Source organism: Pelagivirga sediminicola (genome assembly GCF_003072125.1).
Taxonomy (GTDB): Bacteria; Pseudomonadota; Alphaproteobacteria; order Rhodobacterales; family Rhodobacteraceae; genus Roseovarius; species Roseovarius sediminicola.
On sequence record NZ_QCYH01000017.1, the window covers coordinates 1 to 16,561 of the forward strand.

General features: G+C 61.0%; 13 protein-coding genes and 1 pseudogene. 4 read left to right on the forward strand and 10 right to left on the reverse strand.

All coding sequences use genetic code 11. The features are described from left to right. Positions 1-761, forward strand: a 761-nt coding sequence (locus DC366_RS17220; RefSeq protein WP_108693440.1) for a TniQ family protein, incomplete at its 5' end; no start/stop codon positions are given. A 622-nt stretch (positions 762-1,383) separates the two neighbouring features. On the opposite strand, the gene DC366_RS17225 is transcribed toward DC366_RS17220, so the two are convergent. The 6 genes from DC366_RS17225 to DC366_RS17250 all read right to left on the reverse strand — a co-directional run bounded on the left by DC366_RS17225 (position 1,384) and on the right by DC366_RS17250 (position 7,742). Then, positions 1,384-1,713, reverse strand: a complete 330-nt coding sequence (locus DC366_RS17225) for a carboxymuconolactone decarboxylase family protein (protein WP_108693441.1) — start codon at positions 1,711-1,713, stop codon at positions 1,384-1,386. Beyond that, the gene (locus DC366_RS17230; protein ID WP_108693442.1) at positions 1,713-2,150 is read right to left on the reverse strand and encodes a pseudoazurin; all 438 of its coding nucleotides are present in this window, start codon (positions 2,148-2,150) and stop codon (positions 1,713-1,715) included. The genes DC366_RS17225 and DC366_RS17230 overlap by 1 nt, the downstream gene beginning before the upstream one ends. Before the next feature lie 28 nt (positions 2,151-2,178). After that, a complete protein-coding gene (moaA, locus tag DC366_RS17235; protein WP_108693443.1) occupies positions 2,179-3,186 on the reverse strand; it encodes a GTP 3',8-cyclase MoaA in 1,008 nt (335 codons plus the stop codon). Further along, a complete protein-coding gene (locus DC366_RS17240) occupies positions 3,176-3,706 on the reverse strand; it encodes a DUF2478 domain-containing protein (protein ID WP_108693444.1) in 531 nt (176 codons plus the stop codon). Before DC366_RS17240 ends, moaA begins: the two co-directional genes overlap by 11 nt. Then, on the reverse strand, positions 3,703-4,974 hold the full coding sequence (locus DC366_RS17245) for a molybdopterin molybdotransferase MoeA (protein ID WP_108693445.1): 1,272 nt from the start codon (positions 4,972-4,974) through the stop codon (positions 3,703-3,705). The genes DC366_RS17240 and DC366_RS17245 overlap by 4 nt, the downstream gene beginning before the upstream one ends. A gap of 92 nt (positions 4,975-5,066) precedes the next feature. Continuing rightward, positions 5,067-7,742: a molybdopterin-dependent oxidoreductase gene (locus tag DC366_RS17250; protein ID WP_108693446.1), complete on the reverse strand. Its 2,676-nt coding sequence runs from the start codon at positions 7,740-7,742 to the stop codon at positions 5,067-5,069. A gap of 114 nt (positions 7,743-7,856) precedes the next feature. On the opposite strand from DC366_RS17250, the gene DC366_RS17255 reads away from it, so the two are divergent. Continuing rightward, entirely contained in the window at positions 7,857-8,561 is a 705-nt protein-coding gene (locus DC366_RS17255) for a response regulator (RefSeq protein WP_108693447.1), read from the forward strand. Here DC366_RS17255 and DC366_RS17260 read toward each other — a convergent pair. Beyond that, positions 8,531-11,293 carry an ATP-binding protein gene (locus DC366_RS17260; protein WP_243405199.1) on the reverse strand — a complete coding sequence of 921 codons (2,763 nt, stop codon included), beginning with the start codon at positions 11,291-11,293 and terminating at the stop codon, positions 8,531-8,533. The genes DC366_RS17255 and DC366_RS17260 overlap by 31 nt on opposite strands. Here DC366_RS17260 and torT point away from each other — a divergent pair. Then, a complete protein-coding gene (torT, locus tag DC366_RS17265; RefSeq protein WP_243405200.1) occupies positions 11,247-12,314 on the forward strand; it encodes a TMAO reductase system periplasmic protein TorT in 1,068 nt (355 codons plus the stop codon). The genes DC366_RS17260 and torT overlap by 47 nt on opposite strands. A 121-nt stretch (positions 12,315-12,435) precedes the next feature. On the opposite strand, the gene DC366_RS17270 is transcribed toward torT, so the two are convergent. Further along, a protein-coding gene (locus DC366_RS17270) for an IS5 family transposase (protein WP_108693450.1) occupies positions 12,436-13,193 on the reverse strand; the annotation gives its coding sequence in 2 pieces (ribosomal slippage) (positions 12,436-12,857 and positions 12,857-13,193; 759 coding nt in all). A 176-nt stretch (positions 13,194-13,369) separates the two neighbouring features. On the opposite strand from DC366_RS17270, the gene DC366_RS17275 reads away from it, so the two are divergent. Continuing rightward, a protein-coding gene (locus DC366_RS17275) for an IS3 family transposase (protein WP_108693467.1) occupies positions 13,370-14,490 on the forward strand; the annotation gives its coding sequence in 2 pieces (ribosomal slippage) (positions 13,370-13,628 and positions 13,628-14,490; 1,122 coding nt in all). 172 nt (positions 14,491-14,662) lie between these two features. Here the strand turns inward: DC366_RS17275 and DC366_RS17280 are convergent. Together DC366_RS17280 and DC366_RS17285 are read right to left on the reverse strand one after the other, a co-directional pair. Then, positions 14,663-15,283, reverse strand: a pseudogene (locus tag DC366_RS17280) (IS3 family transposase); the annotation flags it as partial. Between the two features lie 218 nt (positions 15,284-15,501). Beyond that, positions 15,502-16,527, reverse strand: coding sequence for an IS110 family RNA-guided transposase (locus tag DC366_RS17285; RefSeq protein WP_108693468.1), 1,026 nt, complete (start codon positions 16,525-16,527; stop codon positions 15,502-15,504). Between the last annotated feature and the right edge of the window lie 34 nt (positions 16,528-16,561).

Consider the following 16,561-nt stretch of genomic DNA (forward strand, 5'->3'; position numbering starts at 1 on the left):
CGCCGCTGCCAGACGAGTTGTTGTCAGGTTGGTTATCACGGCTGGCGGCGGCCAACTACTGCGATGACGCGGAACTGCTGGCCCATATCGAGGTCGATACGCGACATGGGGCTGCCCTGGACTTCGGCGTTGAGGCGGCCGATGCGGAAAAGATATCTATCGCTGCGCGTGTCGATCCCGACACCGTGCAGTCAATGACATTTACGGCAATGTCGAAAATGGAGATGATGCTTACAGCGCAAGTTCCTTTCCAGTCTTGCCCCGAGTGTTCCCGACGTGGCCTCTCGCTAAGGCATTGGCGGCGATCCTGGGCATTTGATTGCCAATTTTGTGGGACCCTACTTGTTCGGAGCCTCGCAAAGCCCGGTGACAAAAAGTTACCTGAAAAGTTGATAGACCGTGCGCGCTGCGGGGCAGGGCTGCTTGAGCGCGCAGCGACGTCAAATCGCCCCAACCTACTTCGACGTGCAATGCGCGCGGTCACCTTTGGCATGTCGCTCAAGGCCGTCCGCGGGGATCCGTTATTCGCTCTTCAGAGCCCCAGACCGGAAGTGCGGCTGTTCTGCCTTGCGGCGATCGCTGCGGCCCAGTCTCGTCCGCTGATAAAAGCGGCCATATCCAGCGCCGGTGCCGACGACTATGTAAGAATTGCTCTGTTGCGCGCCTTCGAGACGGAGCCACGTCTGCTTGCTGCGGTTGATCACATCGCCCGGCAGCGCGCGAAAAGCATAAGCGCGATGGCAGTCGAATCTCATAATTAAGGGCAAAAAATATCCCCGAACGCGTCGTGTCTCAGATTTAAGGGCAACGCGACAGCAGCTTTCGCTGCTCTGTCCCAGTCTGCTCCTACAACGGTTATCGTCGCCGGTTCTCGTGCTGGTCTTGCCGGGGAGCAAGAGCGGTCACTTGCGTTTGCAGAACGAGTTCACGCACGTTTCCCCAACCTTCCTATTCACGTTGGCGGGCGGACAGCTGGTCCCCTTTGCGAGTGTGTTGAGCGCATTGGTTTTGGACGGGACGCGGCGGGGCAGATGCTTGCACGAAACGTGGAATGGATTGCGCTTCAATGCGTGACTGTATCTAAAACCCGCATGGGCCAGGCCAGATACACAAAGTTCATGACACTCCCCTTGGTTGATCAAACGCCCACCACTCGGTTCTTCTGAACCGATGCGTTCAACACAGTCCTGCTCAACTACACCTTCAGATCATGCAAGACGGCTCTCGAAGCCTCCGACTCTTCGCTTCCGTTGCAATTGGCTACTTCATCAATCCATAAGTCTGGATGTAGAAATTTCCCGATGAGAGCAGAAGAAGTTAAGTCACTTTTACGCCGAATGTTAAGATGAAGCGAACGCCAACACGATCTGCGGACATCGATTTCTACTTCTCTTTCGTCACATCGGAGATCCAGGTCCCTGCGGCGACTGCGCGCGGTAGGCCAAGCGGTCCGATTGCCAGAAGGGCGACTTGATGCAGATCTGCCGCATCAATTCCTTCGGAAATACCCCGGCGGCTGTGGGAATGCACCGCCCCTTCGGACGATGCACCAATTGCGAGGGCCAGTTTGATCAGCCGGCGTTCGCGGATGGTCAGACCACCCGCATCCGCAGTCGCCTCCCCCAAAGCCGCATAGGCGGCCCAGATCGAGGGGTGTTGCTGCGCCAGATCACCGGCCGCGCCCGGAAGCTCTTTGTTGTTCCCACCGGCCATCAGCTTGCCGCGCCTTCGGCCAGGATTTCCTCAAAGGCTTCTTTGGCCTTCCGCGGCATCTTGGCATCAAGAAAGCCTTCGGGTGCGTCCGCGCCGCCGACCTGGATGACCATGACCATGCCCATCGCTGCATGAGGCTTGCATACGACCCCGATCATGCCTTCGGCCGTGACCTCGACCGAGACTTCCTTGTTCATCTTGCCTGTGAAGCTGTCCTGACCTTCCGGAACCATGCCCTTGATCGTCTCGGCATTGTGGCCTTTGTCGACGGGCAGGAATACGACCGTATCGCCCACCTCGGCCGAGACAAAGCGCGGCTCGAATACCATGACGCCGGCCTCGCCCTTGTTCAGCATCTTGACCTCAATCGTCTCGGCCAGCGCCGAGTAGGGGGCCAGTGCCATCAGCGCCGCGGCTGTTATCATATTCAGTTTCATATGTATCTTCCTTTCTAAGTTGAAAAAATCATCCGCCCAAGGCGGACATGTGCCGGGGCACGGCGGTATCCGCCATGCGCGACATATCGAACGCGTGCCGCTCGGGTTTGACCATCAGCGCGGCGCGCAAGGCATCCAACGCGGCGGTGTCCGAGTGGCGCAAGGGGCCGCGCAGATCGACCGCGCTGTCATCCCCGAGGCACGTGTAAAGCTGGCCGGTGCAACTGATGCGGACGCGGTTGCACAGGGCGCAGAAATTGCAGGACATGGGCGAGATCAGCCCGATCAGCCCGCCGGTCTCATTCACGCGTATATAGCGCGCGGGTCCGCCCGTGCTGCGCCGCAGGGGGCTGAGCGTCCAGCGCGCCGCCAAATCGCGCTCCAGATCTCGCAGGGACAGCACGCTTTGATTGCGGTCAAGGCCGGTCTCGCCCAGAGGCATCTCCTCGATCAGGGTCAGGTCCATGCCGCGCGCGTGGGCAAAGCGGATCAGACCGTCAACCTCGCCTTCGAACGCTCCCCGGCTGGCGACGGCGTTCAGCTTGACCTTCAGCCCCGCCTCCAGTGCGGCGTCGATACCGGCCAGAACCATGCGAATGTCGCCCAGCCGCGTGATCGCGCGATAGCGATCCGCATCCAGCGTGTCGAGCGACACATTCACACGCCGCACCCCGCAAGCGGCCAGCGACGCCGCGTGGCGGGCTAGAAGCGTGCCATTGGTGGTCAACGTCAATTCGGTTAGCGCGCCGCTGTCCAGATGGCGTGACAGATCGCGAAAGAGGTCCATGATATCGCGCCGCACCAGCGGCTCGCCCCCGGTGATGCGCAGTTTACGCACGCCGTGCCGGATGAAGAGGTCCGACAGACGGGCCAGTTCTTCGAGGCTGAGGACGTCCCGCCGGGGCAGGAAGGTCATCTTTTCAGCCATGCAATAGGTGCAGCGCAAATCGCAGCGGTCCGTCACCGACAAGCGCAGATAGCTGACCGTGCGGCCAAACCCGTCGACAAGGGGCGCAGGCGCGGTATCAAGCGGCATCGCGCGCCTCCTGCGATTGCAGCGCCCAGTCGATGACGGCGCGCGTCTCCATCGGCAGATCGCAGGCCGCATCGCCGCCGAACATCCGCCAGCCCTCGGCATAGGTGGGCCGCACGGCGGTCAGAACCGGAACGCCCAGAGTGATTGCGCTGGCGATCAGATCGCGAAATCCGCGTCCCTCGCTTTCGCCCCGCCCGAACCGGTTGAGGATCAGCAGATCGGCCCCCGCACGCAGCTCCTCTTCGATAAAGGCGGCGCAATCGGCGAGCGCGCCGGGATGCAGGCGACAGCCGCGCGATCCGGCGCCAAGGGGCTGCGAGATGCGAAATGTCCACGCCGAGCCCAGCGTCGTCAGGTCCATATCGGCGCAATGACAATCGCCTGTCGCAGCCCCGCGGCTTTGCAGGGCGCCGCGAACGCGCAGGCCGGACGCGTCCAGTGCGGCGGCAATCCTGGCCAGGAAGCTGTCGATATCGCCCGCGTCAAAGCGGATCGCGGCAAGGAGCGGATCAGGGGTCATGCGCAGCCTCCGAAGGTGTTGAAAGGGTGCCAGTGCAGCATGTCACCCGGCGCCACCCCCGCGCAATCTGCCGCGACAATCGCCATGCCGTCCGCCTGTGCGAGGGGCAGCAGCGTGGCCGATACGCCTTGGCCAAGCCGCCGAAGGACCGGCAATCCGTCCGTGTCATGGCCGATCAGGCATACGGGAAAGACTTCGGCCCGGCCCGATTTGCGCTGCCAATCGAAATCGGCGCGGGCGGGCGCCTCGGCGAAGGGTTGCGGCGCGGCGCCGGTCAGGCGTGCGAGTTGCGGTTGCAGAAACATATAATACCCGACATGCACGGCCATCGGGTTGCCGGGCAGGCCCGTCACCGCTGCGTCGTTTAGCGACCCGAACATAACCGGCTTGCCCGGCTTCAGCGCGACGCGCCACGCCTCGATCCGGCCCCCGGCGGCGCAGAGCGCCGCGCGAACGTGATCCTTGCCGCCCATGGACACGGCGCCCGTGGTCAGGATCAAATCATAGGCGTTGCCCAGGGCGCGAAAGGCCGCCTCGGTCGCGGCGGCGTCATCGGGCAGGATACCCAGATCATGCACCTCGGCGCCGTCCCGGGCTAGCAGGGCGGACAGCATCGGGCGGTTTGCATCCTTGATGCGTCCGGGCAAGCAATCGCCATCCGTGACCTCGTCCCCGGTCGAGAAGAGCGCAACGCGCGGGCGCCGCGTGACGGTGACGTCGCGCACGCCATTTGCCGCGAGCAGGCCGATGTGATGCGGGGCCAGCTGTGTGCCCGCTGGCAGCAGCATTTGCCCGGCGCGTTGATCGCTACCGGCGCGGCGGATGTTCGCGCCCGGCGCGGGGGGCGTCTCGATGTGAACTTTGTGTCCTTTGTCGATGCAGGCCTCGACCATGACGACGGCGGACGCACCGCGGGGCAGAGGGGCGCCGGTATAGATGCGCAGCGCCGTTCCTGCCGGAAGGTCGCGGGGCGCATCGCCCGCCGCGACGGTGCCGACGACCGGCAGGCAGCACCGCCCGCTTAGATCGTCAAGGCGAAGCGCAAAGCCGTCCATTGCGGAATTGTCAAAACTGGGCATCGCGCCTGCGGCGACAATGCGCGTTGCGGTGATGCGGCCATGCGCGGCAGACAGACCGACCTTTTCGGTTTGTGTGATCGGCTGCACCTGCGCGAGCGCCACCTCGACCGCCTCGGTATGGCTCAGAAGGGTTTGGTGCGCCGCCAGGTGATCGCAATCGCACCCGATTTTAACGCTGGAGCCGTCCATGTGTATCCCCTCGGCCGGGCGATCATGCCCGCTTGGATGTAAAGATAAGCCGGGCGGCCATGATCGCCGCCCGGCAGCTGTGCACTGCGCGCTTACATCGGCGCGTCTGATGCGTTCTCCATCAGGAATTCCATCACCAATGCCGCCTCGTTCTCGTCCAGACCGGCGCGGGGGAACATCGACGGGGTGATGCCTTTCCACTGGTTCTGGGTGAAGTGCGACACCTCCCGCGGGCCGTGGCAGACGGTGCAGCGCTCGTAGAAGATCTTCTCGCCCGGTCCGGCATCCGCCAGCAGCGACTCGGTGATGTCATAGACACGGTCCAGTCCCAGCTTGTCCTCGTCGATCGCGACCACTTCGTAGTCTTCGATGATCGGTGGCTTTTCGTAGGCCATGTTGGGGCCTTCGGGGTCTTCGCATTTGCGCATCTCGCACAGCACGGTGTTGGCCGTGGTCGCCTGTGACAGACCCGACGACCGCTGTGTCGAGGTCAGGAAGTTGACCAGACCCGAGTTGCAGCGCCCCTTGCTGTCCAGTGACGGCCAGCCGCCCTCATAGACCGACACGACGCCCGGCATGATATCGTCCGACAGGATCGCACCGACGATGATCGTGCCGCGCTCGTTGTAAAGCTCGACAAGATCGCCATTTTCGATGCCGCGATCGGCGGCGTCCTGCGTGTTGATCCGCACCGGCTCGCGGCCCTGGATCTTGTAGAGATCGCGCAGCGTCTCGGACTGGTCCATCTGGCTGTGGAGGCGATACCAGGGGTGCGGGCTGACGACGTGCAACTGCCCTTCCTTCGCGTTGCCCAGATATTCGTGCTTTTCCATCCACACGGGCATGCCGGGGCAATCGTCGATCTGAAAGCCTGCGATTTCGCTGCAGAACATCTCGATCTTGCCCGACGACGTGTGCAGCGGATTCTCGATGGGATCGGTATAGAAATCGCCGTGGCGAACCCACTTGCGCGCCTCCTCTGGCACCTCCTGGCGGGCATAGCCCTTTTCCCAGAATTCCTCGAACGGGGTGTGCTTGGCCGCGGCGGAACGCTCATAAGCCTGTTGAATATGGTCCATCAACTCGTAGCCATCGGTGAATTGCGCCCAAAGACCCAGCTTGTCGGCCAACGCCTCGCAGATGTGATAATCAGACATGCTCTCGCCGACCGGTTCGATGACCTGCTTCATCGCATAGACCTTGTCGTTGGAATACGTACCGCCGACACTGATGTCGTCGCGCTCCAGCGTCGAGCAGGCAGGCAGCACGATATCGGCCCAGCGTGTCGCGGCGGTCCACCACACGTCGACGCTGACGATGGTCTCCACCTTTTCGAGCGCGCGGATCAGACGGTTGGTGTCCTGCTGGTGCGACATGAAGTTGTTGCCGGCGTTGTAGATCATCTTCACGTCCGGATAGGTGCCGGTCATGCCGTTGTAGATGAAGTCCTCGCCGGGCTGCTCCAGCATTTCCGTGATGCGGCTGGCGGGGCAGATGCCCTTGACCCAGTTGCGCCCCTGGCTGAGGCCGGTGGGCGTGGATTTGCCCGATTGCGGCATCCCGCCGCTGCCATAGTGCCACGAGAATCCGACGCCCTGACCCGGCTTGCCGATATGGCCGCACAGCGCCGAGAAGTTGACGATGGCCCAATGGGTCATCTCGCCGTGCTGCGCGCGCTGCAGCGACCATGCGCCGGCGATCTCGGTGCGCTTGGTGGCCATCATCACGGCCAATTCGCGGATCTTGTCCGCAGGGATGCCGGTGATTTTCTCGGCCCATTCGGGCGTCTTGGGGGTGTCGTCTGTTTCGCCGCGGACATATTTGATCCACTGGCCCGAGCCGACTGTGTATTTCTTCAGATAGATACGATCTTCGAGGCCCTGATCCAGAACATGATACGCCATCGCGGTGAAGAGGGCGACGTCTGTGTTGGGGATGATCTTGATCCAGTCGGCGTCCAGATACTCGTCCGATGCGGTGCGCTGCGGGTTGATCGAGAGAAACTTCACGCCGTTATCACGGATCTGAGCCCAGGGGCCGGTCATCTGGTGGTCGGCCACTGTGTATTCGATGCGGTTGTTCTTGACCGGGTCACAGCCGACCAGAACGAAGAGCTCGGTATTGTCGCGGATGACTTCCCATGCGGTTTGCGCGGAATAGACCTCCATATCGCCGATCACGCGGGGCAGGCAGATCTGGCTGGCGCCGGCGGACCAGTCGCCTTGCGTGTTGGTGCAGCCACCGATCAGGTTCAGCAGGCGGCCCTGCATCACGTTGGGCCGGAAGTTGCCCGCATTGGCCCAGCCGCCATAGGATGAGCTGAAGATCGCCTCGTTACCATGGTTTTGCGCGGTGTCGAGCAGCGCCTTGGCCGTCAGGCCGAGGGCGGTGTCCCAATCGACGCGGACGTATTCTTCCTTGCCGCGCAGCTCGGGCTTGGTATCGCCGCTCTCCCAATTCTCCAGATAGGATTTGCGCACCATCGGATAATTGATGCGGCTCTTGTCATAGGTGCGGTCGGTGACGCCGTACATCAGCATCTCGGTCGGTTTCGCGTCCAGCTCGGGGATGGCGTTGATATTGACCAGTTTGCCGTCCTTTACGACCGCCTCGAAGGGGCCGAAATGACTGGCGTGGAATACGCGCCCTTGCGTGAACGAGTTAGGGTCAAGCGCGGCCATCGCGGTGCTGCCCATAAGGCTGGCTGCGCCGAATGTCGCGGCACCGCCTTGAAGAAACGCGCGGCGGGTGGGTCTTTGAAAGGACATATCGGCCTCCGGTTAAGATGAACTTGGCCCTTTTCTACGCATTGCGACGCCGCGCCGGTTGATCTGGAACAACTGCGCTTGTTCGAAGATGTAACCGGATGTAACAATCTGCGGATGGGCCAACACATCATCATTGTCGAGGACGACCGCACCAGCCGAATGCGGCTGGCGGCTTATCTGCGCAGCCTCGGCTACCGTGTAAGCGAGGCAGAGAACGCCGATCAGATGCAGGCGATCATCGACTTTGATCCGGCGGAATTGCTGCTGGTGGACATCAATCTGGACGGCAAGGACGGTCTGACCATCACGCGCGAGCAGCGCCAGATCTCGCGCGTAGGGATCATCCTGTTGACCGCGCGGGACGACCAAGTGGACCGGATTGTCGGGCTGGAAATGGGCGCGGATGACTACATCACCAAGCCATTCGACAAGCGCGAATTGGCCGTCCGGGTCAAGAATCTACTGGCCCGCATCGCCGATATCGGGCAGCCGCCGCAAGGGGCCCCTCCGGTCGAGACGTTCGGGCCGTGGCGGTTCGACCGCATCCGGCGACGTATCGTGTCCGCCGCCCGGACCGAGCAGCTGAGCAAGCAGGAATTCGATGTCATGGCGGCGCTGGCCGAGCATCCGGGCCAGACGCTGAGCCGGGCGCGCCTTTCCGAGATGATGGGACGCGGCGCGATACGCTCCAATGACCGGATGATTGATGTGGTGGTCGGACGGCTGCGCAAGAAGGTGGAGCGCGATCCGTCACACCCGGAATGGATCCTGACCGAACACGGGCAGGGCTATCGTTTCGTGGATCCCTCATCGATCTGAAGTCCTGCCGCCTTTGCGGCGGCTTTCAACGTCTTGGTCGCGTCCTCGGCTGCCTTGAGCGCGCGCGCGAGTGACGGATCGCCCCCGATTTCCGCAGATGCCTCGACCTCTGCCAGCGCAGCCACCAGTGCGTCCAGCCTGAAATTCGACGCCGCGCCTCGCATCCTGTGCGCTGCTTTGCGCCGCGCCTCCTCGGCACCGGCTCGCAGCGTGTCGATCTCGCCCTGAAGGCCGTCAAGAAAATCGCGCACGATCAGCGCCGTTGTCTCCGCGCCAAGATCGGCGATATCGCCGCGCAGACTGTCGATGACCTGGTTGGCACCTTGCGGCAGATCGGCGGGCGCGCAAAGTGAAAGCACTTCGGCCAGTGCGCGGGGGGAAATCGGCTTGGACAGGATGCGCGCCACATTCAATGTGGCGCGATTTTCCGCGGTGTCCTCGATCAAATGCGCGGTCAAAGCGACGCGCAAGGGCGTGTCCGTGCGCGATCCGATGCGCGCGGCCACTTCCTTGCCGCTGATATCGGGCAGATCAAGATCAATCAGGACCAGGTCGAAATGCGCCGCATCCAGCGCGGCCAGCCCCGCAGCGCCAGTGGCGGCCTCTGTGACATTGCAGCCCATACGCTCCAGATATCCGCGGGCGACGATGCGGTTGACCTTGTGATCGTCGATGACTAGCACGGCGCGGCCCGCCTCAACATCTTGCCAATGCGCGGCGTCATCTGGGATCAGATCCGCATCGCCCATCATCAAGGGAACGGTCAGGGTGAACCGGCTTCCGACCCCCTCCTCGCTCTCAACGCTGAGTGCGCCGCCCAAGGTTGCCGTCAAGCTGCGAGAAATCGCAAGGCCGAGCCCCAGACCTTCTACTCCGTCGCGCCTCGCCTGGTCAGCCCTGCTATATTCATCGAAAGCGGTTGTCATGGCCTCGCTGGACATGCCGACGCCGGTGTCGGCCACGGTCAAGCTGAGGACAGGCTGGCCGGTATCTGGCGAGGTCGCATGATCGACGAGCAGCGTAACCGAACCGCGCTCGGTATATTTAACCGCGTTGGACAGCAGGTTGATCATCACCTGCCTGATCTTGGTGATATCGCCAAAGAGAACAGGCGGCGCGGTTTCTGACAGGTCGATGACGGACTCCAATTGCTTGGGTCCTGCCAGCGATTGCAGGTGATGCCCCAGCTGCCCGACAAAGTCTCGCAGCATGAAATGAACCGGATTGAGGCGGTCGGCGCCGTCTTGATTCCCGGCATAGCTCAGAATGTCATTCGTCAGCTCCAACAGCTCGCAGGCCGAGCGATGCGCCGTTCTTACACGAGATTGCGCATCGGCGGCTTCGATATCATCCTTCAGCAAACCGAGCATACCGATTATTCCGTTGAGCGGCGTTCGTATCTCGTGGCTCATGCGCGCGAGAAACTCGGTCTTGCTTCGATTTGCAGCCTCAGCCTCAGCGCGAGCGATATTCGACAGCTTCATTTCGCTCACCACGTCACCGGTCCGCGCGATGACCGCCTCTTCCAGATGAGTCCGTAAGCGTGCGGCCTCATACGCGCGGCGGCGCAGGATATTCAGAGCCTTTTCCATGCGCCCGATTTCATCCTGGCCGGTGATGGGCATAGGATCGCCGTAGTCGCCGCCCGCCACGGCCACGATCCGGCCCGACACATTCGCGAGCCGTGTGACCAGCTGCCTGCGCGCATAAAGCCAGAGGATAAATGCGGCGATTGTTGCCGAGACAACCACCGCCAAAAGGGTGAATGCAAGCGTGCGTGCGCGGGACTGAGCGGTGGCAATTTGCGCCAACCCCTGCGCCTGCACTCTATCCCGGCCGAGGCGGGCGCGCTCCGATATTTCCCGGATCGCCTCGCGCAAGCGGCTGCTGTCGGAGGAAATGACGGATTGCAAAGCCAGGCGCGCCGCTTGCTGGTCGATGATCCCGCCGGTCGCGACTGCCCGACGATAATCTTGCAGCAGTGCGATTGCGTCCTCTTGAGCGGAGGATGAGGGTAGGAATTGTGCGCGGCGTTCTGCCTGATCTAATTGGACGGATATATCGGAATGCATAGCGGTCAAAGCCTTCGGCTCAGAGATGCGCTCTACTTGCTGTAGTTGCAGCCGAACCGCATCGACGATCCGTGCCATTTCCGTAACGCGCTCGAAGGCAAAGAAAGATTCGTCGGCAAGTGCGTCGAGCGCCGGCCGGGGATCATCTGCACCCCCCTGGTAGAGCCCGACGATTCCGGCCGTAATTCTGAGTCGAGCCAGATCTGTTTGCGCCTCGATCAAAGCGTTGATCGCCGCGCCCTGCCGAGCGAGGTCTTGCCCCGATGCTTTGATAGTGCCCGCGATCTGTAATCTATCGAGGCCATTTCGCCTCATCTGGTCTACGATTTCGTCAGCACGGGTCCCCGAGAGTGCTGTCGGGCTCTGCGCGGTCATGCTTTCGAGTTTCAGCGCGCCGCTGCCTATGCGATCGACGGCCTCCTCGAGAGCGGCGGCGATCCGGTTAACCTCATCTGGCGTGTCCGCCTGCTCGAACGCGGCGACCAGATTGCCGACCCCTTCAGCGGCGGCGCCGATACGGCTGGCAAGCTCCATCGCCGGCAGGTTTGTGTTGATAAGGTCTGTCTGGCTCTGCGCCAGATAGCGGTTGACGGCTATGGCAACGACTCCCACCATGACCGCCAGCGACGCCATGGCCGAGAGAATTTGGATCAATCGCATGTCAAATCTGGTCTGGCGCATCGCCCGACTTTACGGACGTGTCAGGACAGGCACAATCGGAACGGCTTGCCTTGGTGCATGCCTTTGTCTGTGCCTTGCGCTGGCGCCGATGCCTCTGTTTGCCGAGCCGTCGCGGCTTATCTGCGTTCTCGTCCCTCACTTCAAAGATGAATACTGGCTGAGCGTCGCTTATGGTCTTGAGCAGGAGGCGGCGCGGCAGAACGCTGATCTGCTGATGTATGAGGCCGGAGGCTATGCCGCTCAAGCGCGGCAGATCGAGCAACTGGCCGCGTGTGCGAACCGCGGCGTGGATGCGATCCTGATCGGTGCGGTCACGCAGGACGATCCGGCGCTGCGGGATGCCATCGCGGCCAGCGCACATGACGTGCCGATCTTCGGGCTGGTGAACGATGTTGACAGTGATGCGTTGCAAGGCCGTATCGGTGTTGATTGGCACGACATGGGACTGGTTATCGGGCGTCACTTAGCCATGCTGCATCCCGAAGGCTCAGCAAAGCAATCGGCGCTTTTGGTCTCCGGTCCATCTCGCTCTGGATGGCCCGCGCTCTTGGAGGCGGGGTTGCGCGACGGGTTGGCCGAGAGCTCCGTAAAGATCATCGACAGATTTGGCGCGGATACAGGATTGCGCCAGCAACTCTCGATCGTTGAAACCGCTCTGAAGCAACATCCCGAGGCCGACTACCTGATCGGCAGCGCGCCCGCCATCGAAGCGGCTATGGGATTGCGCGCCAGGCCAGGCGATCGCACGTCACCGACGCTCATATCGACATACATCAGCCACACGGTTCTGCGCGGTCTTATAAACGGTGCAGTCATGGCGGCCTCCTTCGATGACCCGGCCTTGCAGGGAGAATTGGCAATTCGGCGCATCGTCGAGGGGGCGGGGGCAAACCCCGGCCCTGGCCCCCTCGGACCCGAGGTGGTGCTGATGTCTCGGAGTGCGCAGGATTTTACGCAAATTCGGGTGTCGCCTGCCAATTATTTTCCCGACATTCAGTAGCCATGCGATTCCGCGTGCCGGAAAATAATTGGGGTCTGGCCTCTCGTGGCAAATGTCGTGAAATTCCATACATGCCATCTCAAACCAACCCTCCGAGGGGGCGGCTTTTTAGGGTCAGGATTCATAACCAGTAGATGACGGTTGCGGCGAGAGCGATGGCCGAGAGGAACACCTTGGGGCAGCGGTCGTATCGGGTCGCGACGCGCCTCCAATTCTTGAGCCTGCCGAACATGATCTCGATCCGGTTGCGCCGCTTGTAGCGGCGCTTGTCATATTTGACTGGCGTCTTGCGCTGCTTTCGGCCGGGTATACAGGCGCGTATCCCCTTGTCCTGCAACGCTTCCCGGAACCAGTCCGCGTAATAGCCGCGATCCCCGAGCAACCATTTGACCTTTGGCAGGCTGCTGAGCAGCGCCCGCGCGCCTATGTAGTCACTGACCTGCCCGGCGGTGATGAACAGGTCGATCGGTCGTCCCTGGCTGTCGCAGACGGCGTGAAGTTTTGTGTTCGTGCCGCCCTTTGTTCGACCGATCAGGCGACCGCGCCCCCTTTTTTGGCGGCCATGCTGGTCGCCGTTCGATGTGCCTTCAGGTATGTCGCGTCGATCATCACGGTCTTTCGCTCACCGTGTTCCGCAGCCAACCCGGCCATTATCCGCGCGAAAATGCCCTTCTCGCACCAACGTTTCCACCGGCTATAGAGCGTCTTGTGCGGGCCGTAAGCGGCAGGAGCGTCGCGCCAGCGCAACCCATTGCGATTGATGAAGATAATCCCACTCAACACCCGCCTGTCATCGACCCCCGGCTTGCCATGCGCTTTCGGGAAGAAAGGGGAAAGCTTGGCCATCTGCTCGTCGGTCAGCCAGTAAAGGTCGCTCATGTCACCGCTCCGTTTTTCGAGCCGTGAATCACGCAGGGCGACTGAAATCAATGCATCCTGACCCTAGCTTTCTGTCCCCGTTACTACATAGAAAAGTATACGGTTTTGGAGTGCCCCCACTGAAGTGGTCCACCAACTGGGATAATATTATCCCATTTCAGGAGGACCAGAGATGGCTGGAAAGAGACAAACCCGAAGAGATCGTGCTGAAGCTTCGGCAGGTTGAAGTGTTGCAAGGGCAAGGCAGTTCGATCGCTGATGCGGTTCGCCAGATTGGCGTGACGCAGCAGACCTATTATCGATGGCGCAAAGAATATGATGGCATGAGCCGTGATCAGCTCAAACGGCTGAAGGAGCTGGAGACAGAGAATACCCGGCTCAGACGAGCCGTGTCGGATCTGACGCTGGACAAGATGATCCTGGCCGAGGCCGCAAGGGGAAACTTCTAAGCCCTTCCCGCCGCAGACAGTGCATTGACCATGTGCGGCAAACCCTCAGCGTATCTGAGCGCCGGGTTTGCCGCACATTGGGTCAGCATCGCTCGACGCAGCGCAAGGTGCCCTGTGGTCTACCGGACGAAGCCCGGCTGACCGAGGACATCACCGCGTTGGCCGAAGAGTTTGGCCGCTATGGATATCGCATGATCACTGGGCTGCTGAACAACAGCGGCTGGCATGTAAATCACAAGCGCGTTGAACGGATCTGGCGGCAGGAAGGGCTTAAAGTCCCACAAAAGCAGCCCAAGAAAGGCCGCCTTTGGCTGAATGATGGTTCCTGCGTCCGGCTGCGGCCGGAGCGCCCGAACCATGTCTGGTCCTATGACTTTGTCCAGGACCGAACCCACGACGGGCGGGTCTTCCGCACGCTGAATATCATCGATGAGTTCACGAAGGAGGCGCTGGTGATCCGGGTCAAACGCAGGCTCAATTCAACGGATGTGGTCGACGCATTGACGGATCTGTTCATCATGCGCGGTCCGCCGGAATACATAAGGTCGGACAATGGCGCAGAGTTTATCGCCAAGAAGGTGCGCGCCTGGATCGGTGCCGTGGGCGCAAAAACCGCATTCATCACCCCCGGCTCACCGTGGGAGAACGGCTACTGCGAAAGCTTTAACGCCCGCTTCCGGGATGAGCTGCTCAACGGCGAGGTCTTCACCACGTTGCGCGAGGCCCAGATCCTGATCGAACGCTGGCGTCGTCACTACAACACGGTCAGGCCACACAGCGCTTTGGGGTACCGGCCGCCGGCGCCCAAGAGCATCGTTCCGATAGACCAAAGACCGACCATGCACTAACAATCAAACTGGACCACTCGATGGGGGCAGACCAGTTTGTTGAGAAGAGTAACAAAAATGTTGATCTAGTTTTTCAATATATTTCATTATGTCTTTCAACAAATAGCGTTACAATATTCAACAATTCTGTTACCTTGCTGGTCTGCCCCCATTGAATGGTCCGGTTTAAATGTTAGTGCATGGTCGGTCTCTGGTCTATCGGGACGATGCTTTCGGGCGCCGGTGGACGGTATCCCAGAGCGCTGTGCGGTCTGACAGTGTTATAGTGACGGCGCCACTTCTCGATCAGTATCTGGGCCTCGCGCAGACTGTAAAAAACCTCACTGTTCAGCAACTCGTCCCGGAACCGGGCATTGAAGCTCTCGCAGTAGCCGTTCTCCCATGGAGATCCTGGTGCGATGAAGGCTGTCTTGGCACCCACGGCCCCGATCCAAGCGCGCACCTTTTTGGCGATAAATTCCGCGCCATTGTCGGACCTTATGAACTCAGGTGGGCCGCGCATGATGAACAGGTCGGTTAGGGCATCCACCACGTCAACAGAATTAAGCTTCCGTTTCACGCGGATCGCCAGGGCCTCCTTTGTGAACTCATCGATGATGTTGAGCGTGCGGAAGATCCGCCCGTCGTGGGTCCGATCCTGGACAAAGTCATAGGACCAGACATGGTTCGGGCGCTCCGGCCGCAGCCGAACGCAGGATCCATCGTTCAGCCAGAGCCGACCTTTCTTGGGTTGTTTCTGGGGGACTTTCAGCCCCTCCCGCCGCCAGATCCGTTCGACCCTTTTGTCGTCTAATCGTTCAAGACATTTCCCAGGTCTTCTTTGTCGCTGTTCACCCATTGCGTTGTCGTCTTCGAGGTCAGGTGTTCAGGCCTGCCTCACAATGGCGCCATGCTTTAAAGTCTCTCGATGTGATTCACGCTGTCAGCGCCGGTCTTGCGGCGTGCAGCAAAGCGAGTCTCGAGATGACCTTGGCCAGACCCAGGACGTGTCTGGCGTTCCTTGCTCTTGACTTATGCCGCTAAGCTCCTGTTTTCGAATACCGTGTTAGTCTTCCACATCGTCAGAAGGATCACTGCCAGCTTGCGTGCCAGTGCAACGCGGGCCTTCCAGCTGCCGGACCGGGCATTCAGGCGCAGCCCCCATTGCTTCAATGCGATCGAAGGCGATGCGCGGAACAGGAGCACCGTCGCCGCCTCGAAGAGAAGTTTACGCGTCAATCGATCTCCTGCCTTCGAGATGCGCCCGCCAATGTCGACTTCGCCCGACTGGTAGCGCTTCGGCGTCAACCCGAGATAGGGCCCCACATCAGAGGCCGACCGGAACCGCGCGGGATCGTCCACGGTCGTGACAAAGGCGATCGCCGTCAGGCTGCCGAGCCCGGGCGCACTCGTCAGAAGCCTGCATGTCACGTCTTCCCGCGCAAAGCGGGCAAGCTGACGATCAAATGCCCGGCGCTGATCCTTGAGACCGGAGAGAACAGACAGAAGGCATTCAAATAGATCGCGCAAAACGTCATCGTCCGGAAGTGCCCGACGAACTGACTGCTCAAAGACCTGCCCTTTGCCTGCCGATAGTGCCAACCCGAAGGTCTTGGCCAAGCCGCGGATCTGGTTGATCATCATCGTAGACATCCGGACGATGCGCTCTCGCGCCGTAAGAACCGCCCGCATGCGGTAGCGGTCAAACGACTTGATCGCCACCGGCTCATACCAACCACTATGCACCAGACGGGCCAACCCGAAGGCGTCGTTGCGATCCGTTTTGTTGGCTTGCAGCTTCAAGGCTGCAGCGGCACGCCGTGCGTGAATACAGTCAACCGCTATCCCTCTTTCTCGCAGAGAATGCCAAAGCCAAACGGCTTGGGGCCCGGTCTCCATCCCTGCCCGAACCAGATCCGGTGCTTTCTCCCAAATGATCGCAGCAATCGCATCAGCCGAACTGGTTACGCAGCCTTCCCAAATCCGCTGCCCAGCATCATCCACAACGCAAACGGCTGTTTCCTTCATTGACACGTCGAGTCCCACAAAATGCTTCATCTTCTCCTCCATGCTGATGAAAGCGGTATCGTAG